Annotated in this window: 26 protein-coding genes; 13 read left to right on the top strand and 13 right to left on the bottom strand. The window is 54.6% G+C overall.

Annotated features, from left to right (window positions below; genetic code table 11):
* Positions 1-22 precede the first annotated feature (22 nt).
* A complete protein-coding gene (locus QOL82_RS02470; RefSeq protein ID WP_283440632.1) occupies positions 23-1,363 on the top strand; it encodes a tetratricopeptide repeat protein in 1,341 nt (446 codons plus the stop codon).
* Positions 1,360-3,129, top strand: a complete 1,770-nt coding sequence (locus tag QOL82_RS02465) for a tetratricopeptide repeat protein (protein ID WP_283440631.1) — start codon at positions 1,360-1,362, stop codon at positions 3,127-3,129. Before QOL82_RS02470 ends, QOL82_RS02465 begins: the two co-directional genes overlap by 4 nt.
* Positions 3,130-3,187: 58 nt before the next feature.
* Here QOL82_RS02465 and QOL82_RS02460 read toward each other — a convergent pair whose 3' ends face one another.
* The 3 genes from QOL82_RS02460 to sctD all read right to left on the bottom strand — a co-directional run bounded on the left by QOL82_RS02460 (position 3,188) and on the right by sctD (position 5,131).
* Positions 3,188-3,430, bottom strand: a complete 243-nt coding sequence (locus QOL82_RS02460; RefSeq protein WP_283440630.1) for an EscF/YscF/HrpA family type III secretion system needle major subunit — start codon at positions 3,428-3,430, stop codon at positions 3,188-3,190.
* A 61-nt stretch (positions 3,431-3,491) separates the two neighbouring features.
* Positions 3,492-3,713 (bottom strand): hypothetical protein, encoded by a 222-nt coding sequence (locus QOL82_RS02455; protein ID WP_283440629.1) that lies wholly within the window; start codon positions 3,711-3,713, stop codon positions 3,492-3,494.
* A gap of 2 nt (positions 3,714-3,715) precedes the next feature.
* Positions 3,716-5,131, bottom strand: a complete 1,416-nt coding sequence (sctD, locus tag QOL82_RS02450) for a type III secretion system inner membrane ring subunit SctD (protein ID WP_283440628.1) — start codon at positions 5,129-5,131, stop codon at positions 3,716-3,718.
* A 59-nt stretch (positions 5,132-5,190) separates the two neighbouring features.
* Here sctD and QOL82_RS02445 point away from each other — a divergent pair, with 59 nt between their 5' ends.
* Complete coding sequence (locus QOL82_RS02445; protein WP_283440627.1) at positions 5,191-5,583, top strand: STAS domain-containing protein; 393 nt, start codon at positions 5,191-5,193, stop codon at positions 5,581-5,583.
* Between the two features lie 35 nt (positions 5,584-5,618).
* Here QOL82_RS02445 and sctV read toward each other — a convergent pair whose 3' ends face one another.
* The 3 genes from sctV to sctX are packed head-to-tail and all read right to left on the bottom strand — an operon-like array spanning position 5,619 to position 8,477.
* Positions 5,619-7,721, bottom strand: a complete 2,103-nt coding sequence (sctV, locus tag QOL82_RS02440; protein WP_283440626.1) for a type III secretion system export apparatus subunit SctV — start codon at positions 7,719-7,721, stop codon at positions 5,619-5,621.
* A 1-nt stretch (position 7,722) separates the two neighbouring features.
* Positions 7,723-8,091, bottom strand: coding sequence for a type III secretion apparatus assembly chaperone SctY (gene sctY, locus QOL82_RS02435; RefSeq protein WP_283440625.1), 369 nt, complete (start codon positions 8,089-8,091; stop codon positions 7,723-7,725).
* Positions 8,088-8,477: a type III secretion apparatus assembly protein SctX gene (sctX, locus tag QOL82_RS02430; protein WP_283440624.1), complete on the bottom strand. Its 390-nt coding sequence runs from the start codon at positions 8,475-8,477 to the stop codon at positions 8,088-8,090. Before sctX ends, sctY begins: the two co-directional genes overlap by 4 nt.
* A 263-nt stretch (positions 8,478-8,740) precedes the next feature.
* Between sctX and QOL82_RS02425 the strand changes: the two genes are divergently transcribed.
* From QOL82_RS02425 to sctL, 10 genes are all read left to right on the top strand, one after another.
* Positions 8,741-9,376, top strand: a complete 636-nt coding sequence (locus tag QOL82_RS02425) for a hypothetical protein (protein WP_283440623.1) — start codon at positions 8,741-8,743, stop codon at positions 9,374-9,376.
* A 67-nt stretch (positions 9,377-9,443) separates the two neighbouring features.
* A complete protein-coding gene (locus QOL82_RS02420; protein ID WP_283440622.1) occupies positions 9,444-9,962 on the top strand; it encodes a tetratricopeptide repeat protein in 519 nt (172 codons plus the stop codon).
* Positions 9,963-10,014: 52 nt separating this feature from the next.
* On the top strand, positions 10,015-11,238 hold the full coding sequence (locus QOL82_RS02415) for a nucleoside phosphorylase-I family protein (RefSeq protein WP_283440621.1): 1,224 nt from the start codon (positions 10,015-10,017) through the stop codon (positions 11,236-11,238).
* A 28-nt stretch (positions 11,239-11,266) separates the two neighbouring features.
* On the top strand, positions 11,267-12,373 hold the full coding sequence (locus QOL82_RS02410) for a hypothetical protein (RefSeq protein WP_283440620.1): 1,107 nt from the start codon (positions 11,267-11,269) through the stop codon (positions 12,371-12,373).
* A gap of 46 nt (positions 12,374-12,419) precedes the next feature.
* Entirely contained in the window at positions 12,420-12,920 is a 501-nt protein-coding gene (locus tag QOL82_RS02405; protein ID WP_283440619.1) for a tetratricopeptide repeat protein, read from the top strand.
* The gene (locus QOL82_RS02400; protein ID WP_283440618.1) at positions 12,913-13,386 is read left to right on the top strand and encodes a tetratricopeptide repeat protein; all 474 of its coding nucleotides are present in this window, start codon (positions 12,913-12,915) and stop codon (positions 13,384-13,386) included. The genes QOL82_RS02405 and QOL82_RS02400 overlap by 8 nt, the downstream gene beginning before the upstream one ends.
* A 9-nt stretch (positions 13,387-13,395) precedes the next feature.
* Complete coding sequence (locus tag QOL82_RS02395; RefSeq protein ID WP_283440617.1) at positions 13,396-13,809, top strand: EscF/YscF/HrpA family type III secretion system needle major subunit; 414 nt, start codon at positions 13,396-13,398, stop codon at positions 13,807-13,809.
* Positions 13,810-13,823: 14 nt separating this feature from the next.
* Entirely contained in the window at positions 13,824-14,654 is an 831-nt protein-coding gene (gene sctJ, locus QOL82_RS02390; protein WP_283440616.1) for a type III secretion system inner membrane ring lipoprotein SctJ, read from the top strand.
* The gene (locus QOL82_RS02385; RefSeq protein WP_283440615.1) at positions 14,651-15,310 is read left to right on the top strand and encodes a SctK family type III secretion system sorting platform protein; all 660 of its coding nucleotides are present in this window, start codon (positions 14,651-14,653) and stop codon (positions 15,308-15,310) included. Before sctJ ends, QOL82_RS02385 begins: the two co-directional genes overlap by 4 nt.
* Positions 15,277-15,987 carry a type III secretion system stator protein SctL gene (gene sctL / locus QOL82_RS02380; protein WP_283440614.1) on the top strand — a complete coding sequence of 237 codons (711 nt, stop codon included), beginning with the start codon at positions 15,277-15,279 and terminating at the stop codon, positions 15,985-15,987. The genes QOL82_RS02385 and sctL overlap by 34 nt, the downstream gene beginning before the upstream one ends.
* Positions 15,988-16,174: 187 nt before the next feature.
* On the opposite strand, the gene QOL82_RS02375 is transcribed toward sctL, so the two are convergent.
* From QOL82_RS02375 to sctC, 7 genes are all read right to left on the bottom strand, one after another.
* Positions 16,175-16,798 (bottom strand): RNA polymerase sigma factor, encoded by a 624-nt coding sequence (locus tag QOL82_RS02375; protein ID WP_283440613.1) that lies wholly within the window; start codon positions 16,796-16,798, stop codon positions 16,175-16,177.
* Between the two features lie 581 nt (positions 16,799-17,379).
* Complete coding sequence (locus QOL82_RS02370; RefSeq protein ID WP_283440612.1) at positions 17,380-18,045, bottom strand: hypothetical protein; 666 nt, start codon at positions 18,043-18,045, stop codon at positions 17,380-17,382.
* Positions 18,046-18,076: 31 nt separating this feature from the next.
* Complete coding sequence (locus tag QOL82_RS02365) at positions 18,077-18,562, bottom strand: CesT family type III secretion system chaperone (protein WP_283440611.1); 486 nt, start codon at positions 18,560-18,562, stop codon at positions 18,077-18,079.
* A gap of 28 nt (positions 18,563-18,590) precedes the next feature.
* On the bottom strand, positions 18,591-19,070 hold the full coding sequence (locus tag QOL82_RS02360; protein WP_283440610.1) for a CesT family type III secretion system chaperone: 480 nt from the start codon (positions 19,068-19,070) through the stop codon (positions 18,591-18,593).
* Positions 19,071-19,194: 124 nt separating this feature from the next.
* Positions 19,195-20,514 (bottom strand): hypothetical protein, encoded by a 1,320-nt coding sequence (locus QOL82_RS02355; protein ID WP_283440609.1) that lies wholly within the window; start codon positions 20,512-20,514, stop codon positions 19,195-19,197.
* Positions 20,515-22,737: a GNAT family N-acetyltransferase gene (locus QOL82_RS02350; protein WP_283440608.1), complete on the bottom strand. Its 2,223-nt coding sequence runs from the start codon at positions 22,735-22,737 to the stop codon at positions 20,515-20,517.
* An 18-nt stretch (positions 22,738-22,755) separates the two neighbouring features.
* The gene (gene sctC / locus QOL82_RS02345) at positions 22,756-24,579 is read right to left on the bottom strand and encodes a type III secretion system outer membrane ring subunit SctC (protein ID WP_283440607.1); all 1,824 of its coding nucleotides are present in this window, start codon (positions 24,577-24,579) and stop codon (positions 22,756-22,758) included.
* Positions 24,580-24,584: the final 5 nt, after the last annotated feature.

Raw genomic sequence — 24,584 nt, 5'->3', positions numbered from 1 at the left:
CTCCTCCACCAGGACCGCCGTCATGTCACCAACCGTAGAATATGCGCTGCGCGCAGCCCGCGTGCTGCAGCAGCAAGGCGCCGAAGCCGAAGCCGTCGACCTCCTCAAGCGCCTCCTTTCCTCTTCCCCTGCTTGCGTACCCGCACTGCAAATGCTGGGCCTGCTCTGCGCGACGCACGGCGACATGCGCGGCGCGGTGCGCCTGCTGCGCCAGGGATGTGTCGTCGAACCTGAAAACGGCCCGTTGCGGCTGCACCTGGCCCGCGTCGAATGGGAAGTCGGCATGCCGGCCCAGGCGGCCGCGTCGTACGAGCAGGCCATCGCCTGCCACTGCGCCTCCGCCGACGTGCGGGTCGACTATGCAATAGCGCTGCAGGCACTGAAACAAGGCGCGGCAGCCCTGGCGCAATGCGACCAGGCCATCCAGGCCGACCCGCATCACGCCCGCGCATGGAACACCAAGGCCGGGCTGCTGCACATGCAGGATCGGTTCGGCCAGGCGCTTTGCTGCCATGAACGGGCGATCGCCATCGCGCCCAGTGCGACGGCCTGGACGGACATGGCTGCCACGCTGTCCGCGCTGGGGCGACTCGACGAATCCGTGCAGTGCCATGACAAGGCGCTCGACTGCGATCCGGCGGATGCAATTGCATGGACAAGCAAGGGCGCGACGCTGGCGAAAATGGGGCAGCACCGGCGTGCGCTGGGCTGCCACCTGCGTGCGACCGGACTCGACCCCGCGCTCGCCATTGCGTGGAGCAATACGGGCGTCGCCCTGGCTTGCATGGCGTGCGGCGACGAGGCGCTGGCCGCCCATGACAAGGCCGTCTCGTTGCAGCCAGCCTCCCCCGTACTCTGGCTGCAGCGCGGCGAAGCGCTGATGGACCTCGGGCGCGCAGCCGAATCGCTGGCAAGCTTCAACGCGGCGATACGGCTGGAGCCTTCCAGCGCCGCCGCCTGGCACTGCCGTGCCGTTGCGCTATGCAACGATGGACGCCTGTGGGAAGCGCTGGAAAGCCTGGACGAGACCATCTGCCTCGACGCCACGCATGCGCCGGCGCTTCTCCTGCGCGCGGAAGTCCTGCAGCTGCTCAGCCGCGATGCGGGAACGCCGTCGTCGCCGGAGCAGGCGTCGTTATCGACGACAGGCAGGATTAGGCTGCGACTGAAAAAAGCCGCCATTCCGCTTACGAACGGCGATCGCGCGGATGGCGGGTGCAGTATCCAGCGCTATCGCCGGATCGGGGACAGCGCAGCGACGGGATGCGCGGATCTGTGCGTATGGACAGCGGCCGAATCGATCGAGGCCGAGCGCCGCAAGCTGTCGCTTCGCGCCGTCGATCGATGCCGGGGAGCGGCATGAACGACCCGGGTGCGCATGCCGCCACCCCGGACCATGCACCCGCCGTCGCGCTCTTCGGCGCACCCGCCGACGCATTGCTGCTGCTGGCCTCGATCCCAGCGGATCACAAAAACTATCCGCAGGCGCTGCACCTGCGCGGCATCCTGCATGTGGCACAGGGCGACACGGCGCAGGCCATCGACCTGTTCGAACAGGCATTGCGCTGGCTGCCCGAGCATGACGAACTGCTGTCCAACCTGTCGCGCGCCTATGCCGCCACGGCCCGGTTTGCCGACGCACTCCGTTTGCTGGACCAGGTCGTCGACCTGGGCAAGGCGAGCGCCGCCACCTGTTCCGACCGCGCAGCCCTGCTCGAGAAACTCGGCAAGGACGCCGCGGCGCTCGACAGCTATCGAGCAGCCCTGGACCTGGACCCAAGCTATTTTCCGGCATGGGCCGGCAAGGGAAACCTGCTGCATAAAATGGAGAACTACGGGGAGGCGCTGTCTTGCCAGGACCGCGCTGTCAGCATGCATCCCGAGAATGCCTTGGCCAGAAGCAGCCGCGCCAGCACCCTGGACAAGCTGGGCCGCATGCGGGAAGGATTGGCCGAACATGAGCGGGCACAGGCGCTGCGTCCTGACAACGCCACCATCTGGTGCGGGCACGGCGTAAGCCTTGTCCTCCTGTACAGGCTGGAAGATGGCCTGCATTGCTTCGATCGGGCGCTCGCCCTCGACCCGTCGCACCTGCAGGCAATGATCAACCGCGCGTCGGTGCTGGCCGAACTGCAGCGCCACGGGGAATCCCTCGAACAGTTCGCAGCCGTACTGCGGCTCGCGCCCATTGGAAGCAGAGTGCGGGCGCAGGCGCTCCATTTCATGGGCATGGTGATGCTTGCGCTGGGAAACCCGGCCGGCTGGGCCGGTCATGAATACCGGCTGCAATTAAACAGCGAAACCGCGGTCCGCGATGCGATGGCTGCAAGATGGTCGGGCGCGGAAGCGGTGGCCGGCAAGCGCATCCTGCTCTGGAGCGAACAGGGCTACGGCGACACCATCCAGTTCTGCCGCTACAGCACTGTCCTTGCCGCATTGGGCGCCACCGTGCTGCTCGAAGCGCCTGCGCCCCTGCTGGGCCTTTGCGCATCGCTGCCGGCCAGCGCGGTCTTTGCCAAGGGAGGCGACCTTCCCAAACATGACTTCCATATCCCGATGATGAGCATGCCGTTCGCGTTGCAAAACCAGCCGCCCTCCGGAAGCGCGCCCTGCGCCGGCGGATATCTGCGGTCAGATACGCAGCGTATCGAAAAATGGAAGCATGCCCTTCCGCCGGCGGAGAAAAGGCCGAGGATAGGCATTGCCTGTTCCGGCGCGCCACGCCACAAGCGCAATGCGCAGCGTTCGATCCCGCTTGAGAAGATGCTTCCGCTGGCCCGGCTCGCCCAGCTCGTAATTCTTCAGACGGAACTGACGCCTCATGACGCAGCCATTGCGGCCGCCATGCCGGCCATCATCCAGCCTTCGCTGGACAGCGGCGACTTCTCCGACGTTGCCGGGCTTATTGCGAATGTCGACCTGGTCGTCGCCGTGGACACGTCCATTGCCCACCTGGCAGGCGCAATGGGCGTGCCGGTCTGGATTGTGCTGCCATGGAACGCGGAATGGCGATGGATGACCAGGCGCGCCGACACTCCGTGGTACGGAAGCGCCACGCTGTTTCGCCAGCCCGCCCCAGGCGACTGGGATAGCGTCATCGCCGACGTGCTTCGTGCGCTTGGTACCTAGGAAAAGCGTCCGCCACCCCGGCCCAGCGCGATTGGCGTAAGGACAGTCAGCGCATCAATCAGGCAGATCGTTGCACGACGCTTTTCATCGTGTCCGAGAACTCTTTCAGCACTGTACTGTAAGTGTTTGCGCTGATCGTGTAGGCGGACATCGTGTACTGCAATTCGATCAGGTCACCGATTCCGCTGCTGGTGCCTTGTTGCGCCTTCTCGAGCCCGGCGCGCAGATCCACCTCCGCCTTGGTGATCCCGGTTTTGGCGAGACTGGCGATCTCGCCCAGGGTGACATAAGTGTCGGGCATAAAAACATCTCCTTCAGCATTCAATGAGGCCAAGCTGGCCAATAATATTCACGTTACCCAACTACCGTACGCGCAACGTCCTGAGCACCTGGAGCGCGCCAGCGACAGCCTGCAAGGCGCCTTCCAATTCCTTATGCGTGTTGCGGTCGTTTAACTTGCGCAGATCTCCCTGCAGACGCAGTTGCATGGTCAGCAGGTCCATGACCAGCTTTCGCTTCACCGCGCCGTCCTTGTCGGCATATAAGCGTTCTTCAAGCTCCAGCACTCTTGTCATCGACACCATATTCACCTCGCAATGCGCACCCGCTGGCGCCCCTCGAAAACAACCTCTCCATCCTTTACGGAAACCAGCGTATGGCCATTCACTTCCCCACCTTGGTTGACGTGTTCGCCGGTCTGGGTAACGATGTAGGGCACCGCTCCGCCGACAATCGCGAGGACGCCGACCGGCGGCTTCGGAATCAGCCGGCTCACCGTTGCCCTGATCGCCAGCACATTGCCATAGTCGCGATTGAACGCGACCAGCAAATCTTCCCAGCGACGAATTTCCTCCATCGTCAATTTTCCGGACAGATTCATTTCCGGCGCTTCGGCGCCGATCACAAGGCGATCGGCGAGACCGGCCGCCGTAATCCTGTCCCGCAGCACCTTGCGCAACTGCTCGGGGAGCAATACTTGCGATTGGACTTCCACGATGCCCGTCACGTCCGCCAGCAGCCTTGCCTCCAGCTTCGCCACCTCGGCTGCCGACGACGCTGCGCCAGCCAGCTGCACCACCCCGCCCGTCACGGTTTCAACTTTCACATGGACGGCCGTAGCGTCCGCGGCGAGAAGCTTCCTGGCGGCTTGCATCAGGTCGTCTTCCACCAATACCTTGAGCTGCGCAGTCGGCGACATCGGTTCGAGCAGGCCGGAAAGCACGCGCTGCTGCTCCGAACTGCGCACGTACCCGGTCACGACCCACTGCCCTCTCGCCTGTCCCTGGCCATGCTCCTTCGCCTGCTCCAGGACCAGCTTCGTACGCGGAAAATCCTTGAGCAGTTCCTGCACCCCAACGGGCGCCGGGTCTGGCGCTGCCTCGGTCACCGCGGGGATCGCATCGGCCACTTCCGCGACATGTCTCGCCTGGAGCAGGCTGAAGACGCCAAAACCGCCGGCCATCAGCAACGGAACAATCAGGAAAACATAAGGCCACCATCTTCCGCGTGCCGATGGCACGGCAGCCAGCGCATCGATCTCCGTCGCAACGTCGTTCTCTGCCGCAGGGTCGTCTGCATCCTGCGATTCGAGTACATGGCGGGTTTCCTCACCGCTTGCTGTTCCACTCCTTATCGGCATCACGGAGCTGTGGTCGGGCCAGGGCGCGTCCTCCCTGTCCACCGAAATCCATACGTTGCCAAGCTGGACGGGCAACCCGAACGTCAACTCCTCTTCCTCGTCGATTTCATCGCCATGCGCGTTGCGCACGAGTCCATCGAGCGGATCGATCCACGCATCTTCGCCATCGAACCGCAATACGGCATGCCGGTCTTCGATGCCGCTTCCTTCCAGAATCAGGGTGCAGCTGTCGTCCGCGCCCAGCATATATTCGCCGACCGACAGGCACAGACGGCTTCCGGCTTGAGCTCCATGCAGAATCCTGAGCTCTACCGGTGCCTCTTCCGACATTCCATAGGCATCAGCGCCAAGCAACGCATTCACAATATCTTCCCGAACTTTGACTAACAGTTACAATACATTTTTGGTACCCGAGATCCGCGATGAGCATCTATTCCGACACTGTGAACGGCGTACTTTTTCTCCGCCCCGGACACGACGTCGATTTCGAAGTTGGCAAGGAAATCCGGGACAGGCTTGCCATCGCAACGAATGACGGCGTCTTTCATGTCATCATCGACTTCAGCCTTGCCACGCTGGTAAGCGCCGCAACGCTGCGGATCATTCTGGACGCGGCGAACCGGATTCAACGGCATCGCGGCTGCATCGTTGTCACAGGCGCCAGCCCGCAATTTGGCAGCCTGCTCGCCATCTCCGATGTGCTGAAGATCGTCCCCGCCTTTGCGCTGATAGCCGAAGGGCAAGCCCATCTGCAGACGTTCATGAGTGAACGCAATGCGACACTCACAGGCGAGGAAGACGAGCCTGATAACTGACCCCGAAAAATATCCCTTCCTGTAGTCCGAGGTGTTCATATCTCGATCTTCGCGAGTGGCTGGATATTTATTTCCGACGTCAGCTCCTGGTACGAAACCACCGCAAGTTCGTATAGATCCTGCTCGATCAACTTGCGCATGTATCGCCGGATGTCCATCGATGTCAACATGACCGGCCTGGCCGACATCATCCCGATATCGCCGACAGTGGCTTTAATCTTTTCAAGCAGCTTGCGCGAAACGGTGGGATCCAGGGCCAGGTAGGAGCCGCCGGAAGTCTGCCGGATCGCGCCGCGCACCGTATCCTCGACGGACGGCGCGAGCAGGTAGGCAGCAAGGATGTTCTGGCCATTGGAATATTTGTGGCTGATGTGCCGCTTGAGCGCCACGCGCACGTACTCGGTCAGCAGCACGGAATCCTTTTCCTTCTGGCCCCATTCGATGAGCGCCTCCATCACCGCGCGGACATTGCGTATCGAAATTTCCTCGCTGACCAGCCGCTGCAGGATTTCAGCAATCTTGTGTATTGGAAGCACGCGCTGCACTTCCTTTGCGAGCTCCGGAAACGCGGACTCGACTTCAGTGATGATCAACCGGGTTTCCTGAATGCCGAGAAATTCGGACGCATATTTTTTAAGCACGAACGCGATGTGATAGCTCAGGACCTGCGTGGGCTCAAGAAAGGAAATGCCCGCACGGGACAGCGGCCCCTTGAGCTCGCCGCTCACCCATATCGTTGCGAGGCCAGGCAGAAACTTTTTGTCCGTCTCGAACGGAATCGACAGGGCTGCTAGGTTGTCCGGATGCTCGCGCACCAGCAGATAATCCGGCCTGAGCCTGCCTTGGGACACCGGAATTTCGGCAACCATCAATGCATAGTTTTGCAACGGCATCTCTCCACTGAAGCGGAGCTGAATGCCGGGAAACACCACGCCGAGGTCGAAATATAGTGCGCGCCTTATCCTGACGAGCTCATCGTTCAAAAGTTCATACGAAAAGGCGCTTTCCAGGCCGGGATGGACATCCACCATCAACGGCACCGTGGGCTTGAAGGTATCGCCATCCGCCGGCTTGCCGGCCTGGGAGCCCCGCGCATCCGCGTCCATCGCCGATACGGTCGTCACCTTTCCGGTCTTCGCATCCACGACCCGGCGTTCGCCGCGAAAGAACGTATATCCAGCCGCCCCGACAACTGCGCTCAGTATCAGGAAAGTCATGGTAGGCATGCCCGGTATCAGGCCGAATCCGAGCATGACGACAGAGCCGATCATGAAAGCCTTGGGCTGGGACAACAATTGCGAACCGATGTCGGAGCCGATGTTGGAAGCGCCGTCCGATGATGTCACCCGGGTCACGATCATGCCCGCGCAAATCGAAATGAACAGCGCAGGAATCTGGGAAATAAGCCCATCACCAATGGTCAGGATCGAATAAACCTTGATCGCCTGGCTCGCCGACATTCCACGTTGGGTGACGCCGACGATCAATCCTCCAAGCAGATTGACGGCAACGATGATCAGTCCAGCGATGGCATCACCCTTGACGAATTTCATCGCGCCGTCCATCGCACCGTATAGCTGGCTTTCCTTTTCGACCAGGCCGCGTCTGCGCCTGGCCTCGTCCATGTCGATCACGCCGGCGCGCATGTCGCCGTCGATCGACATCTGCTTGCCGGGCATCGCGTCGAGGGAAAATCGCGCCCCGACCTCGGCGACCCGCTCAGTTCCCTTGGTGATCACGACAAACTGGACGATCGTCAGGATCAGGAAGACGACCAAGCCGACGACCAGGTTGCCGCCCACCACGAAGTTACCGAACGTGTAGATGATGTGGCCTGCATCGCCGTCGAGCAGTATCAGCCGCGTGGTCGCGATGCCGATCGCCAGCCGGAACAGGGTCGTGACAAGCAGGACCGACGGAAAGGACGAGAACGCCAGTGGACTTGGCAAATACATCGCCACCATCAGCAAAATGGCCGACAGGCACATGTTGACGGCAATGAGGCCGTCGATCAGCCACGTCGGCAGCGGCAATATCATCATGAAGATGATGCAGACGATCAGCGTAGCAAGCACGAGGTCATTGCGCCTGACGATGCGCTGCAGCATCGACTGCACCGTATTGAAGATCGCATCCATGCTAGCGCGACCCGCTTTCAGTTACCCCGGCCCTGGCGCCGACGAAACATCGCATGGACCTCGCTGCATCGGCACGCCGCCCCGTCCGGGAATAAGCCAAACTGCGCAACAAAAAAACGTCTTCACCATGATTGCCGATTTCGGCAAGCGAATCGAGCAGCAGCAATGCCTCGTGGGGCCGATCGGAGCGCAGATAAGCGTAGGCCAGGGACTTGACGACATGCCGATCGGAAGAATCCATCGCATGCATTGCATGAAGTAGAACGGCCGCCTTTTCGGCAAGACCATACTGGAGATAGGTATGCGCAAGAACCTTGAGTAGGTCGCGCTGCTCGGGAGCAAGGGGATTGGACGAAGGGGAACGGCTCATATCTGACGCAGCGCAGCCTGCAGTAGCCAGACCTGATTTCTACGACCGATTTCGTCCGATACCAGGGACGCGGCTGTGCCCAACGCCCGGGCCGCTTTCGGAAGCGCTTGCGCCGCCAGCCGCAGCTCTCTGGGCGCCGCACAGAGCGCTTCAAGAAACCGGGCGGGTAAAAGGATGTCCAGGGTACTCAGGTCGGGCTGCAGCGCTTTCAGAATGGCATCGTTCAAATCCGGCAGCGCGAATAACAACGCCAGTTCAGAGCGTGCCGGAATATCCGCCGGACCGACATCCGCGCGCAACGGAATTGCCAGTGCCGGCGTGACGAATGGTGAAACGATGTTCAAACCGGACGAAAACTGCCGTTCCTCTTTTCGGATTGCTGTCATGTCTTGGTTAGGTCTTTATTGAGCAAGGAATAATGTCGCGCCTGCAAACCGTGCGACCGCTTTACAACCTAATTACTAGCAAGCATGAAGGCTCAAAATTATGGGCACTCGACGCGCAAGAGTTTGTGCCGAAACACCATAAATTGTTCAAGCAAAAAATCGGATGCCATTTGAACCGGGCTCTCGTGCCAGTTACTTAAGCTCCAGAACAAGCCAGTGTTCGAGATGCAGCTTATGAAAATGCGTTTATAAAGAAAATTCCCATGCAAAATACCCCCAAGATCTTTACCGCCGTCGACATTGAAGAGATCAGGAAGCAGTATCCACAGCCCGCTATAAAGAATGGCGCGGTCACCGAGCCCAAGGATACGACCGAAGTCTTCTGGGAACTGTCGCGCCTTTGCTATACGTTATTTACCGTGCTCGGCGCTGTCGGCAAATTCATCAACGAAGTAATCAGGAACGATGTCGCCGCGCTGGCAGCCAGGAACAGCGCGCAATCACTTGTACTTGAGTCCGGCCCCAAGCCATCCGAAACGCCGCCGAAAGATAACCAGCCATTCGGTTTTGGCGGCACCGATGAGAATGCGCTGCAAAGGGCTAACGAGTTAATGGACTATTTCCATCAATTCGGCATCGCTAGTGACTTTCCACCTGGCTACGACAAAGATCAGAGCATCAGGGTTACGGAAACGACGAGAAACCAGATGACAGTCGGCCAATTCAATAATTATATCAATCTGATGAACAACCAGGTTGATCGCTACAAAAACAACTCTGGAACGGAAAGCACGAAGGCGAAAGGAACGCTGGACTCAATCAATGCCGCGATAGAGCTATCAACGGCTGTCGTTAAGAGCATTACCACTACGCAAACTACTGTGGCGGCAAAGATATAAAAAAAAGGACATGATTTCCAGAAATTCACTGAATCGGCAATAAAATAAAAGGGTTTAAGTCGACCTAATGAACAAGATACCGGCATTAGAAACAGACCAGAACGAATTAGCCGCCAATGAGGCTGAAAGCAAAATAATTGCTTCCAGGTGTAATTTTGCGGATGAATTATTAAATATTTTTCACCATGAGCCGTTGAATGTGGAAATCGCAAAGCAACTTTACAGTTTTGGCTATGCTTTATACCAACAATCCCGCTTTTCTGAAGCAGCAGAAGTATTTCTTTATTTACTGATGTATTCGAAATCTGACACAAAGATTCAACTTGCGTTAGCAGCGTGCTATCAAGTTCAGTCTGACTTTAGAATCGCAGCGAAATTCTATCAGGCGGCAATCGACCTAGGCCATAAGGACCCATCGGCTTATTTCCATTTGGGTGAGTGCCTGTTGCGGCTTAACCAGAAATCTGAGGCAATCGAACAGTTTCGACGGGCCGCACATCACGCTAATGGAGCGGAAAACTTAGACGCTATTTCTATGAAAGCATTAGGAATACTGGAACTGGTTCAGAAATTTGAAAACGCATAATCTTGAACTACACGTTTATAAGAATTCTAGCTATAGAAGAAAGATTACATAAATGACCATTCCCATTTTTGAGAAAATTCCTGAAAACGGAAATAGCTATCCAAAAACCAAGACCTTGGAAGAGCTTACGCACGTGGAACTTCTACCGCAATTTCTGCGAGACCAATCAGCAGTACAATTTTATAATCGCGCCGAATCTGCAGCCAGTAAGTTTTCTCAGGCTGTGAGCATTCCCCAACTCGAAATTCCTGAAATTTCAATCATTGATTTCATTGCCCTGCTAAAGGAATTTCAAAGAACAACTACATCATCTGATGTGCGCACAGCAATAGTCAACGCAAACAAAATAAGCTTGGAACTGGATCAAAACCGAGCGGCCGAACTGGCGAATAAAACTTTAATGAACGCACAGCAGGCAAAAAAAGATGACGATGAAAAAGCAAAAAAAATTGCCAACTGGGTTCTGGGCGTCGCAAGCTTTCTTATGTCGATTGTTGCAATTGCACTGACCATCGCCACCGGAGGCGCCGCCCTTATTCTAGTTATCGGTGTTGTAGGTGCGGTAATGGCGGCACTAAACGTGGCCGACCTCGTTGTACATGAAATTGGCTGTAAGCGAAAAAATGAGTATGGGGAAGAAGTTCCGCTCAGCATATCGATACCGGAACTTGCAATCGTATGCCAGGAGGCGGACACCCGTAACGGCGGGACACTAGTGATCGGCCTTAATTCGCAGGCAGGAACTCCTGGGGCGCTTACAAAGGAAGAGTACGAAAAGCGAAAGGAAGCAATCTCGCTGGGAGTAAGCGTGGGGGTCGGCGTAGTCATGCTGTTATTCGCGTTCGTCGGTATCGCAAGCGCCATCCGTGGGGGCGTGGGGCTGCTTCAGACAGGAACGAAGACAGTCGAGGCAGCAGCGGATGCGGGTGAAGCACTTGCCAGCACGACCGCACAGGTCTCGCAAGCCGCTTCCCGTGGTCAGACCGTAGCAATGCTCGTATCTTCCGCCGGCTCCATGATTACTGCTGGTGGAGCGGGATACAACGCCTATCTCTCCTTCATCATGGCATTCCAGAATTCTGACTTGCGCACCAGCCAGATCAATGAAAAGGATATTCAATCCGTTATTGAAGCACTCCAGCAACAGTTTGAAAAAAATCAGCAGAACTTTAGATCCGCAATGGATTTCCAGCAAACACTACGGACAAGAATCGCTGATGCAATGGAAGCGTTCCACGCAAGTTCCGTATCCATTGCACGCAACTGCCATTTCTAAAACAACTTTTCACGAGGCGGAAATAGCAATGAAGACTGAAAACCAGATTAACAACAATTCTTTTCTATTAAATGAATTCGAGCCGATAAAAAATATTGAATCAACTCAGAGCTCACTAGCTTCAAACGCAAAAACCGCTGCTCGGTCCTACAGTGTCGTTATCGAAAAAGAAATTTATAGCTCTTCTCAAGATGGCATGGGCGGAAATGATGAATGGAATTCAATAAGGTCAATAGAAAATGTTAACACCATCAAAGATGACGACAGGAACAATGTTTCCAGCGCGTTAAAGGCAATGGACGATCAGGGTTTTTCAATTGCAGCAACTGCCGTTTCCTTGATGGTGCTCTTCCTTTCTCTTTTTTCAAAGCTGCAAAAAGCCCAGATGGACATGGCCGCTAGTCAGCTTAATCTCGTCTTGATTGACATGAGAAAACAGATCGAGGAACTAAAAAAAGAGCAGAAAACACAGTTTGGAAAAGATATAGCGATGGCATCGCTCGAGGCGGCCAGCTCAGTTGTTCAATTCGTTTCAAGTGCTGTTACCACTACGCAGTTAAAAGTAAAATTGTCGGAGCAGACAAGAATAGGTGACGAAATGAAGCTGGCAGCGGCTGGCCCCAGCGCTGAAGCACAAATCGCACAGACCAAAACTAAAATTCCTCAAGCATCCTTGGCAGCTGATGCGGAAAATCTTCCGAGTGCAAATAGAACCGATGTAAAACGGGTGACGGCAAAGGCTAAAAGTGATATTGCCGCATCGGAAGCGCAGGTCGCTGATGTTAAAAAGGCTGTACCGCCAAAGTCGATCAACACATTGCGAGAAGAAAGTACTCAAATAAGATCCGAAACCGAGTACATAAACAACCGGCAACAGCTATTTTCGGCAACCTCAGGCATTCTGAAAGCGGGTAGCCCTGCGGTACAAGGCGCGCTAGGGAATGCAGCTACAGAACATCAAATAGAAGCAAAAAAAGCAGATAACGCAAAGGAAAATAACAATGCACTCTATCGGCAGTACATGGCCGTCGCCGATGGAATGCGGGACGCAATTCGAGGAGCAATTGCCTTGTTGCAAGATATGCAAAGTCAGGACCCAAATAATTCAACCGCAAGCAGCAAGAGAATGTCCTAGATTTCAAAACTTTGAGTCAGCGCGATATTCGCGGAAGGATAATTCAATGCCAGCAACTAAGGATACAGATCTAGCCAACAGTAATGTCGTTGAGGGTCAATTACTCCTAGACTCGTTCACTACATTCTTAAAGAAAAACTCGCCCTTTCCCTCGCTGGAAATGGATGCTATCTATAATGTGGCTGTGCAAGTCTATGATCAGGGTAAATTACAAGAAGCATCCAGATTTTTCGGAATGCTAAACCTGCTTGATCCACTAAATCCTCTTTATCTCGCAGCACAAGGAAAGTGTCTGAAGCGTCTCGGTGCATATCAGGATGCATCGGAATTGTTTCGATTAGCGTGGGAGACCGACAAGGAACTGCCTGAACTAGCTCTCCATAGCGCGGAATGCCTTATGTTATCGAAAAGGCCGGAGGAAGCAGTCTCGTTGATTACGTTGGCTTTAAAGACAATGGCAATGCGTAGCCACGACAAAAATCAGAAGTTGAAAGAAAAGGCCGAAGCATGGCTTTCCTTGCTTAAAGTGGCAAGTCCTCATGAGTAAGAACATGTATCGCTCCTCAGTGCTCAACGCAGATGAAATCCGTCTGTTTGTGGAGATCGGATTAATGGCATGCGGCGCTGGGAACACAGCTGCCGCAGATTCGATATTTTCGGGACTGCGCGCATTACGGCCAAATGACCCACAGTGCTATATTGGGTTGGCGATGGCACGCATTGAGTCCGGCAATGCTCAGGACGCGGTGGCTTTGCTGCAAAGCGCAGCGCAGCTTCCCTTCTTCAACACAGTTGAATACAAAGTCTTTATCGCACTAAGCCTGATCGCTGCTGGCTGCCGCAACGAGGCAGAACGTTTATTGCGACAACTTATCACTGACTTACAGTCTGAATGCCCTGAGTACCGGCTTGCCAAGGCATTACTTTCCCAACATAGAATGGATATGCATGTCATTGCACAGCCGCTTAACTTCATCAATGCCGCTGCAACAGACTCTTACCAGAAAGCATAAGGAACTGCGATGACCATAGAAACGGCTGTTGCGAGCAGGATGAGGGTGTCTGATGACATGGCTCCGACGGTTCCATCGGACGCACAGATGAGCGATGACGAAATGCGTGCTGCGGGCTGGCTTAGCGAAGCATTGTCTGCACCCGACGATGCTGGCGCAGCAAGCCATGCGCAACCGTCGACCAGCATGGCCAACATGGGAGACACGATATTAAGGGGATTGGTTAGGGTAAGTGATAGCTATATGAAAACTGCGGGGGAACTGCATACCGCAATTGACGGAGCCGGAGCGAATAGTCCGAGCATACAAAGTGCCTTGCAAATGCACATGTCGTTCATCGAAGTTTCATTGCAAGCTGATACTGCATCCAAATGCATCAGCAAATCAGAGCAGACTGTCGAGCAGTTGGTTAAGCAACAGTGACAGCACAGTCCTTTATGGAAAAACGCCCTACTCGCGCAGTCCTGCTTGTGGCAGGCTTGTTAATCGCCTTGCTTGTCACTGGATGTTCGCGGTCAGTTGAGTTACTTACGGACGTTCCAGAGGGCGAGGTGAACGAGGTCCTATCGGCGCTGATGGCCGCCGGCATATCGGCATCCAAGACAAATGGGAAAGAGGGAATGGCAAGCATCGCTGTCGACCAACGCCAAATTGGAAAAGCAATTGCCAAGTTAAACGCCGAAGGGCTACCTCACGAACGATTTGCAAAAATGGGAGAAGTTTTTCGCAAGGAAGGTTTGATTTCCTCTCCTCTCGAGGAACGTGCCCGGTATTTATGGGCACTTTCACAGGAACTGTCTTCAACCGTATCGCAAATTGACGGCGTTTTAAAAGCGCGGGTCCATGTCGTCCTTCCTGAGAGAAGCAGCGGGACCGACCCAACACTCCCGTCATCTGCGGCTGTTTTTGTCAAATACCGAAAATTGAACAGTCTCGAGGAGGTCAGTACGCAGATCAAGCGACTAGTTGCAAACAGCATCCCAGGACTGACCGTAGACAAAGTTTCGGTAATCCTTCTGCCAGCAGTGTCACCGAACAGCAAAGATGACTTTTTGCACGTAGCTACCTTCACTAAAGTTTGGGGCTTCCAGGTTGCCAATGAAAGCGTCGCAGGCTTGAACGCTTTGCTCGCAACGATGCTAATTCTTATCTTGTCCACATTAACAGCAAGCGCATTGATGGCGTTGAAGATCTTCGGTACAAGCTGGCGGCGTGCTATCCCTGTGTGGAAATCGAAAAACCGTGAAGATACCGGACTGGGGTCGTGAGCTCATTGGAAAATCTAATCCAGCTACAGGCATCATCACCGCTGCTGACCAGCAAAATTTACCGGTTTAATTTTTGTCCTGCTAGTTATATTCATCCTTCCCGCAGAAGAGGCTTTGACGACGGCAAGCTCAGCAGCCTGGTTTGGAAAACGGCCCGCTCGCAGCCGGCATTATCCCAGTTCATATTAAAGAAACTTAATATCGATGAGCAGGCATCGTTCGATATGAATTATCCTGATTGGCCACTGATTCTGTTGGAACCACCTCAGTTAAGCCGGCTTCAACGCCATATTGCCGCAGTCCTCTTCAATCCTCGAATTCGACATAGCGTACGTCATGACGAGGTTGTCGCGTGGCGGGAGAGGCTTGGGGTCAATGCGTATAAATTTGCACTTAACGGCTTTAATCTTTTGCCGCGCACGGTGTGGCCACTAGTGGATCACGAAATAGCAGATCTTGAGGCTGTGAGTTCTGGATTACTTGAATTGGCGATGTCAACTGCGCCTCGCCCTCTTTTTTTGCGCGCTGTTCTTAAGCTTCCTGACGTCTCCTTTGCGCCAAAAATAGAATTAGTTTTTGCCCGAAAGCTTATCTATTCACTCATGTCTATTTTGGAGCCGGAATGGCGTTCATATTTTCTAGCGACCCAACAGTAAAACGTCCCGAAGCGGGCGAAAAAATAATCAAAGGTAAAGATTTTTGGTCTTACCGCCTTGCAGCAGAGATCATACATGACGCATTTTTACGCGAAAAGAGCATCATTCACGCAGCAGAATCCGCTTATCTGCAGCAAGAAGTTCGCGGTTATAAAGACGGCATGCAAAAGGCGCAGGCGCAATTTGCAGAATGCATGATGGATACCGTCAATAGAACGGTGCTTTATCTGATGAAAACTGAAAGCCAGTTTGCAGCGCTCGTCTATGACTCAGTAAGGCAGGTAATTGCGGCTTATGACGACAATCAAAAGGCCCTCGCTGTAGTCAAATCTGCTATTGCTGCAATGCGAGGACAGAAACACATAATCCTGAAACTAAACCCGTGCAACATGGATTATGTGACATCGGAGTTGAGATCGCTACATGCCGCATTTCCGACCATTACCCATATAGAGATTGTGGAGCAAGCGGATATCTCCGCGGATGCATGCATCGTACACACTGAAATTGGCAGCGCGGAAGCCAGTATCGGATCTCAACTCGACGCACTAAAATCATCACTAAACCGAGTTTTTGGGAGCTTGGAAATTAGCGTAGTCGAAACAGCATCAAGCAAAGACTCAACTGACTCTGAATATGGCGAACATTCAATGTCTCTTCAAGATGAAGAGAGCTAGAATGATAATCCGACAATTACCGCCGCCAGCATGATTTGGCAAGCGCCAGGACGTGGTAGAAAGTTGTGAGGACTGCAAATCGGCATTTTTCGTTCAACATAAACGTGATTTGTGCAAGATGCCCTCGTGAAGAAAGTAATGTCGCCGTACACGACTCCGGCAACATTACTCAGGAGGCCCGCGCACCTTAGAAAGCCAGTTTTACGCCCTTTTTTTCAAGTTGCAGTCGCAATCCCGCTCTGGCTCTCGATACTCTGCTTCTTACAGTCCCCAATGGGATACCAAGCTTTTTGGAGACGTGCAAGTAGGACTCTTCTTCGATTGCAACCAGACTGAGCACTTCCCCCATTTCTTCTGGAAGTTCTGCCAGAGCGGCGAATACAATCTGTAGCATTTCTCGCTGATTCAGATGCTCACTCGGCTCAATGGCATTGGATGCGATACTGCTGAGGCTTTCTTCTGTTTCAAACTTATAGATTCGGTGCGGCGCACGGCTCAGGTAATTGCGCACCATATTCATGGCAATGCCAAACAGCCAAGTCGACAACTTGGACTCTCCGCGGAAAGTGGCTATGGTTCGGCTTGCTTCGGCAAATGCCTGCTGCGCGATATCCGCAGCGTCGTCGGGATGGTCGACGTATTTCGTAACGAAGCGATATAGTCGGCCCTGGTGCTGTGCAACGAGTTGTCTGAAAAGTTTTTCGCGGTCCATCAGATCGGGAATTGGCTCGGAGTATGCTGTTACGCCGCTGATGGCGGGTTGAACATTAGTCTTGGTCAGTTGCTGAATACTTTCTGACGTTACGGCCATGGTGATGCTCCTTGTAAGACATTTTGAAGACTACGGCAGCGGCTGGAGGTAGTTTCGATCGAGGAACGCATGCGGATACGGCTTATGGCCAGCCATGCCTGCAAGCGAGAAGAGATACTTGGGTGGGTTTGAACGGCCGACTGGCTAGAGTAGCGTCGTGCAGTGATGCGGTGGGCCTGGCTGCAATCCGTCGGCTTGAATGGTCACCTAGGCGACGAGGGGAAATGCCACCAGCAGCATGGATGAATACGATGGCAAGGATCCGGAACAGCGTGTAGAGGGCATGCATGATTTTCGAGATCTCCCTAATTGATGGGATTGACTTTCTCGAATCATTCCTTAATCACCCTTGTCCACCCAGAAAAATTAGGACGTACTAACAAATCAAAAATTGCCTGATAACCAGAAATTGCTGTAATCCGGCTGACGATCTTTTCATGAAATTACATGGCTTATCGATGAAATTGATTGATAGGATATGGCTTTAACGCAAAAATTGGGCCTGTTGCATATCGTTATTTCCATTCTTGCTAAAAGGAAAAATAATTTCCTATAAGTAAATTTTTTCGGGAGAGTTATTTTTAGTCTGTGTCCGAATCCTCTTCCGTTTCAGACCCGACGAGTATATTCGGCGCCGTTGCTGCTCTAAATAATCCAGCGTGTGAATTGGAAAATATTCTTTGCAGAGGCTGCATCTCATTCCGTATTTTTTCAAGATTTTCGAATTTTTCTTTGACATCTTTGAATAAATTGAAAGTACTATTTTTCAATTTCGTAACATTACCAATTTTGATAGCGAGATTGTCCCACTGTTGCTTAACTAATGTTTTTTCATTTTCTGCCAAGATGGCCTTGGCATTACCATTTCCATCGCTGATCAACGTTTTATATTGAAGGAATGATGTTTTTGCTTCGTCAATCGCTGCCACAAACAGGCTTTTGTTCCCACCATGGGTGGCGACAGACAGCATGCGAACCACTTCGTCCAGCTTTTCATTCGTTTCGATTAATTTTTGCTGGATTGCGAGATATCCCTTCAGAGCCAGCAAAACTTCTGCGTGTCTGTCCTGCCGGGCTTGCTCTTGCGGCGACAAACGAAAAAGGTTGATGAGATTGAAGCCCTGAGGTTTTGTTCGCACAACTGGCTGACTTGGTGGAGCAACTGCAGGTGCATCAACGTCGTTTTCCTGATCTACGGTCGAGCTTTCGCTAATTGAGATTCGCGGAGATACTCCAGTGGTGTCCATGATAACTATTCCTCTTTAATTGAGTCGGTCACTATGCTAATGAAATAAATTTCTCATTGAAATTCTCCGGGATCTTCGGACTGTCAGTGTTTAAAAAGTAAGTAGTTTGCCAATATTCCGCTCGCCAGGTAATTTCGGTCATGATAGTCAGCAAAGACGCCCCGTCGAGCGTCTCCAGCGGCGCTGTATGGATGTAGATCACCGCGTTAACCACGTCGTCAAAACCTATCTTGGCAACCCCTGTTTCTGACAGCTCGCGATTCAGGTGCATGATCCTGTAGAGAACGTCGGTTGTTCTTTCCGCAGGCAGTTGGCCGAAATCCGCCTGGATCAGCACTTTTTCAGTCTGCTCGTTCAATGAGTGCGATACGGTGAAGGCAATACCTTCAAGGGTCATTTCCATCACCAATGTTTCATCGTCACGCACCTCGCTGCTGCGTTCGGGATAATTTAGTACCCGGCATAAGTCATTCACCAAACTCATGAACGCACTTCTTTCCGTGGGCATCGAATGCATGCTTTCCTCCTGTTTTATACGGTTCATATCATGCAAGAGCCGATGAGACATAAGCTATCGCGCCGTCCTGGTTCTTTATTGCGCCAGAAAGCATCAGGCGCCATTCATAGGCGTGTGCTGCTATTTCCCGCAATGCCTGTAGTAAAGCCCCGCCACTAGCTTCTTCCAGTTCCATCGCGATGCTATAGAGGACACTATCGTCCTTGATGTCGCAGGAAAATACGCCGCTGTATATTTTTGCCATACCCAGGTTTTTTGCGAGAAGCATGGTGAGTACGGCATTGGGATTGTCGCTTGCGATATGTCCAATTCTGCCTTCAATAAGGCAGTGCGTTTCATTTGCGCGCGGATTGTGCACTACTTCGAATGTAGTGCCATCGACTTCAAGCTCCATAACCAGCGAGGCGTCCACATCGTGGGTCATCGCCGGTGCGTCGAAATGAAGCTCCCGAAAGACTTCTTCTATTACCTCGATAAACCTGCGTCTCCAAGCATATTCGGTTGACATCGTTGTCCCTTTCAAATGGCAAATGGTTTCTATCGGTCTGATCTTGCAGAGACGGCCGGTGAATTTATCCAGCGCCGCCAGTAGTCTCCCAAACACCTTTGCTTGCGCAGAACGCGAACCGCAGTCAGCTTTTATGTAAGATTAACTGCGGTAATGTTTCCGCTAGCCGCCGTTTTGTCTCATCGCTTTCCAAGCGACGTGATATTGCGCTGTAGCCCACACTGCTTTCTGCAGCTGTGATGGCGGCCTCCATCCACTGTCGTTCCGTTGCGATTGCATTGCCTAGCCGGCTGATTCGAGCCGACTTTTTTTCATCTTGCGCAGTACGCGCGCTGATTGCATCGAAACGCCGGGCTATCTCGGCTATGTACAAGGAAACCGACTGGTCGCCGGAAGCGGCCAGCCGCATTAATGCTTTTTCCGGACTGATATGGCGTGCTTGGGCAAGTCGCTGCAAGGCTGCCGGCGTGCTTGCTCCTGCCACGCTGGAAAGCAGCTCCAGGTATTCATAGAGGCTCTCGCGGTCGCGTGCCGGCGATGGGGAATCCTCCTGTCTTTCAGGGCTGACTTTGGGGCTAGCTGGTTCCAGCATGTCGGATGTGAACGCCTGCTCTGCGCTTGGCGGTGCAGCCAAGGTTTCGATAAACGCGTCGAGAAAGCGATAGCGGCCTTGCAGGCTGGGAGAATCGTTGGGTTCCGTGTCGCTGGTCGAGGTAGCAATGCGCTTAGCAGCAAGAGATTCCAGCACCACCTTTAACTCGGACGTCAGCGCTTGTGTTTGCGCCGCTTGCGTCTGCGCCTCTTGAATCAATCGGTCAAGGAATTTTTCCATTGGATGCTCAACGGCATCGGAAGTCGCACTTCCCGCGTATGCAAAGGCCACTTCCAAGCTCTGCATCCAGGAGAGTTCATCGATTTCCTGCTCGCTTGTAGTCAGGGCGACGCTGCTGCCTGCCGCATCATGACGATCGATAGCCTCCTTGGATTCCGATGTTGGCTTTGGCTCCAGTGCGCCTGAATGAGTGTCGTGACTCGGCGAGTCTTTTTCACCAGCCACGGGAATGAAAACTGCAGCCCGGGTTTCCGGCGCGCGCCGTTGCTGAAGGAGGCGTGACGCGACAGAACCGCGCGTGTCTTCCGATGGCGACTCCGCGGTCTCCCTGGCGATGTCGATGGCAAGTCCGGTCAGCTCATCTTCAATGTTTGCACCAGGAAGTTCTGATTTGGCCAAGGAAGCGCGATCCGTCCAATCCTTATCCGTGTTACGGCTTTCCACTGCCTTCCTCGCGAGCAGCCGCGATTGCGTTTCAACCGACGGCAGTACCAGGCGGCTGAACTCGCGCGCTTCCAGCTGGCGGCGGCGGGCAAGCCGGCGTCTGTACTCTACCTGCAATGAGTAGTCCGGCTCAGGCCGGTTGATTGAGATCCGGTCTATTGGTGGCATTTAAGACTCCTTTGCCTGCACGTGCATCGCCTCGACCGCAGCGTCGTTCGCATTGACCGCGACGGCGGCTTGCATAGCTGCTCGATCAGCTTGCTGACGTGTTTCCTGACCGGGAAAGTAAAGCGGCAACTTTTCTCGCTCATAGTAGGTAATCAGCCGCTCCGACTGGTCCCGCACTGAAACGTCGCTCAGGTTAAGAAAGAAGAACACGCGGTCATTTTCCGGCGGCAGGGCACGAATATCAATCCGCGAAAAACCGGTCTTTTCGAGTGCGGCAATCGATCGGGCATTATCTTGATACGCCGATGTAAAGACATGCAATACACCCTGGCGTTTTGCCAGATCAAATAGCAGCCGCGCGGATTCGATCGAAAAGCCGCTGCCCTGGAAGTCGGCGCCTATCCAAAAACAGAAATAGGCTTCGTGTGCGCTGACTGACAGGCAAACATATCCGACAAAACCATATTCCCTATGCATAAGCGCATAAGGCTTGCGGCCCGGTTCTGCGACATGCTCGAGTATCCATTTTCGGGTGGCATCCAGTGTCGACAGGGTTTGCAGCCCCGTCATGAATGCAATCTGCGGGTCCCTGTATTGATGCCAGAACGCCTCTGCATGCCCGACGTCGAGAGGCTCTATCGCCAGAGGCAAGGAATGGCTTGAAACACTGGCTTTCCAATTGGCGTCCCAACCCTGCATCTTCCCTTCTACCGTCTGCATCACTTCCCGCACGGTTGGATCATTGCCATTCAGAATTGCCGCACGCCTGATCAATGCCAGAGCGGTGTTTCCCTGTCCGGTTCGCATTTCACACCAGGCGAGATGCGCCAGGTCAAGGGCTTGCTCCCCATGAATTTGCATTCCACGCGACAGCACGGCGCGCGCCAGGCGCCATGCACCGACCCGCATGGCTGCAGGCGCAAGCTTGCGATGCAGCGCCTGCGCAGGTGCATGCGCTGACGGCAGGTGATTTGACCAGGTACGCTCCAACGCATCTACCCACGCTGCGCGTTCCACCCGGGAGGAAGTGCGGAGGTCGTCCATGATCGACGACGCGGCCACGCTAAAAACGGCCGGGTCGAACTCGGACCGCCGAATCAGCGCCAGCAGCACATTCAGCCTGTTGTCCCCTCTCGCCGCGCCAACAGCACGCGCTGCCTCGACCAGCGACGGTGCATCGGATGCAGCACCGAATTTTAGGGTGGCAACAGCCACGGAAAGAGCGCTTTTCGGATCCGGGAGATTGCCGACTGCGGCCTGAACCGCATAGTCCGGTCTGAGTTCGGATTGCCAGCTCACTCCGCCCAGGACCCCGACATACTGGCTCAGTAAATAGAAGTTGACCGGCATCTCCGCGTAGCGCCGATAGTGGGCCAGCAGGTCGGAAAACTGATGTAGCCGGATATGACGCTCGGACACGAGTCCAGGCGCCGCGGCAAGAACCAGGTAGCCATTCGAAGCGAGCGACGCGATGCGCTCGAGTATGTCGATTGCGCCGATCGGAAGCGGAACGGGAGCGCTGTTGAACTTCGACAGGCACCCTTCCATGAGCGATGTGACCCGATCGGCCACACGACCGGTTTGTAAAGGCCGCCACTCGCCGGCTTCTTCAGCCGGCGTCGTGCATTTGGACAACCGGCAGATATCCGCTTCCAATAGCCTTCCATAGTGGACCGCGCAAAGTCGCTGCCCAAGTTTTGCCCAGCTATCGTGCGCGATGACGGCCACAGGGTTAATCGGTTTCCATGCGGACCGTTTTCCGGGACGCAGCAAACAGGGATCGCCTCGACCGGGGTCCCACAGGACGGTTACAAGTTTCTCGGCCTGTAGCGATGGCTGCAGTTCAGACTGCCATCGCGTCGGCGTCAAACTGTCGCGCCGATGGCCGACCATCAAATAGCGTAATGAATGCGCAAAGCCCGGCAGCATTGCCATGCGTTGTTCGAGTGCACGCATCAGGATGCGAACGGACTCGCCGCTGCCAGGCATCAGGTCCAGCACTTCGAGCGGTTGAGTTGGATCCAGCCGGCCCTGAACGCTGGCCGACTGCCAGAATGCAATGATGGCGTCGGCCCAGGCCGACGCCACGAGCGGGCTAAAATCCGCCGGTTCGCGCATCGAGTGATGGACAGGTAGATCGGGCTGCGATTGTGGGAGGCGAACGGAAGCACGCTGTTTTATTTCCGACGCCTTGCGCTTGGTGGTAGCTGCTGTTATCGCCATTGATATTGCTCGTACGGGTTACCTATTCTCGGTTTGTAACGGCAAAGCGATATTCATCTGCATATCCATACGCATATTCGGCGATTCCTGTGGCGTGGGAGGCAACTGCGCCTGGGAGAAGCTGGTCAACGGCGTTCTGGAATCCTGCGTAGCAAGTGGGACCGCGTAGGAAATAGACTGGGTTGTGTCGCCGCCTTCGGGTCGGATGATTCTTGGCGTAATCAGAAATAGCCGCTGCTTGCGTTCCACCGTCGACTTGGTATTCGCGAATAGACCGCCAACCACCGGGAGATCGGCAAGCAAGGGAACCGCGTCTTTCTGGCGAATATTGGACTCTGAATTAAATCCGCCGATCAACAGGCTTTCATGCTCGGCCATCACGGCCTGGGTACCAATATTGCTCCTGCGGATAGTCGGCAAACCCTGGATCGTGACATCGGTCCTCGTGCCATCCTCGATATCCACTACCAGCTGCACCGATTTCCGTCCCCCCTCTTCAATGACATGAGGCGTCACCTTCAGCGTGACGCCTACCGAGACTGGTGTCACGTTGGCAACGCGCTCACCGACCGATTGGATGTAGAACGTTTCAGCCAGGTCGATCAGCGCTCCCTGGTTATCAATCGTCAGGATGGAAGGTCTCGACACGACTTTCGCCTGCCCCTTGCTTTCGAGCGCGTTGATCCGGGTTACCAGGAAATTGGCTGCGTTCGAAATGATCGTTGCCGAATTTGCGTTTCCAAGGGAAATGACGGCGGACGGATTGCTGGACGGCGCCGACGGATTCCCTATGTTCGCGCTCACCCGCCCCGCCCTTGCGTTCCAGTCCACGCCAAGCTCGGCGACCTGGCTTGCGTTCACGTCGAGTATCATCGCCTCGATTTCCACGAGCTGGCTGGGTACGTCCAGCAAGCTGATCATCTGACGGTAAATCTGCATGTTCTCGGGCCGGTCCTTGATGATCACTGCATTGAGCCGGGGATCAGCCTGGATGACCGCGCGGTTCGGCGAGCTCACCGTCGAAGGCGCTACTGTGACGGAGCCCGGTTCCGACTTGGCTGCCCGGGCATTTTCGCCATTTATCGGTGGAAGCGGGCTTAGGGTGCCGCGCAGCGGCGACGCAAGTTCCGACAGGGCAATACTGGTGCCGGTCTTGCTCTCGCCCGATATCAGTCCGCGCAGGATGCTGGCAATGCCTGGCGTGACGATCTGCCTGTCGCGGTAAAAAATCGTCCGGTCGTCAACCGGAGCATGCCGAAGCCGGAATACCTGCAGTTCCTGGTCAGGCGGCATCGAAGGCAGGTCGATGACCGAGCGAAGCACCATATCGACATAGCCGGGGGGGCCGGATACAAGCACGATCCCGCGCTCGACGACTTCGCCCCAACCGAATTTGGGATCGATCACACCCAGTTCCGTCAACGCCATCTTCAGGCCGGTCGCCGATATTCCTGGCGGGGTCAAGACGCGGGTAATGCGTTCATTGCTGCGGCTGACATGCAGCGTTCCATTCTGGATGAACCAGGTCAAACCGTAGGAGCCGGCTATCTGATTCAGAAATTCGGTGGGATTCGCAGTGCTTATTTTGCCGTTCACGACGGCTGTCGACGATGCCACTGCATTGGTAAGTTGCGCCTCAAGTCCAAATATGCGGCCAAAACGAACGAATACGTCAGGCAGCAGGTGGCTATCGGCCATGTAGGTAAAGCTGGCGTCAGGCAGCGGCGATACGGCCGCAGCCGGCATCCCGGCCAGCAGTGCCGCGAGTACCGCAAGGCGCAATGCAAGCCTGGATCCGACCGGACTCAAGGTTCTCGATAGCCACTTCCGATGAATTGCCATGTTGC

The sequence above is a fragment of the Noviherbaspirillum suwonense genome (genome assembly GCF_900182955.1).
Lineage (GTDB): Bacteria > Pseudomonadota > Gammaproteobacteria > Burkholderiales > Burkholderiaceae_D > Noviherbaspirillum_A > Noviherbaspirillum_A suwonense.
Note: the sequence above shows the minus strand (reverse complement) of the source record. Positions and strands in the feature narration are given on the sequence as shown.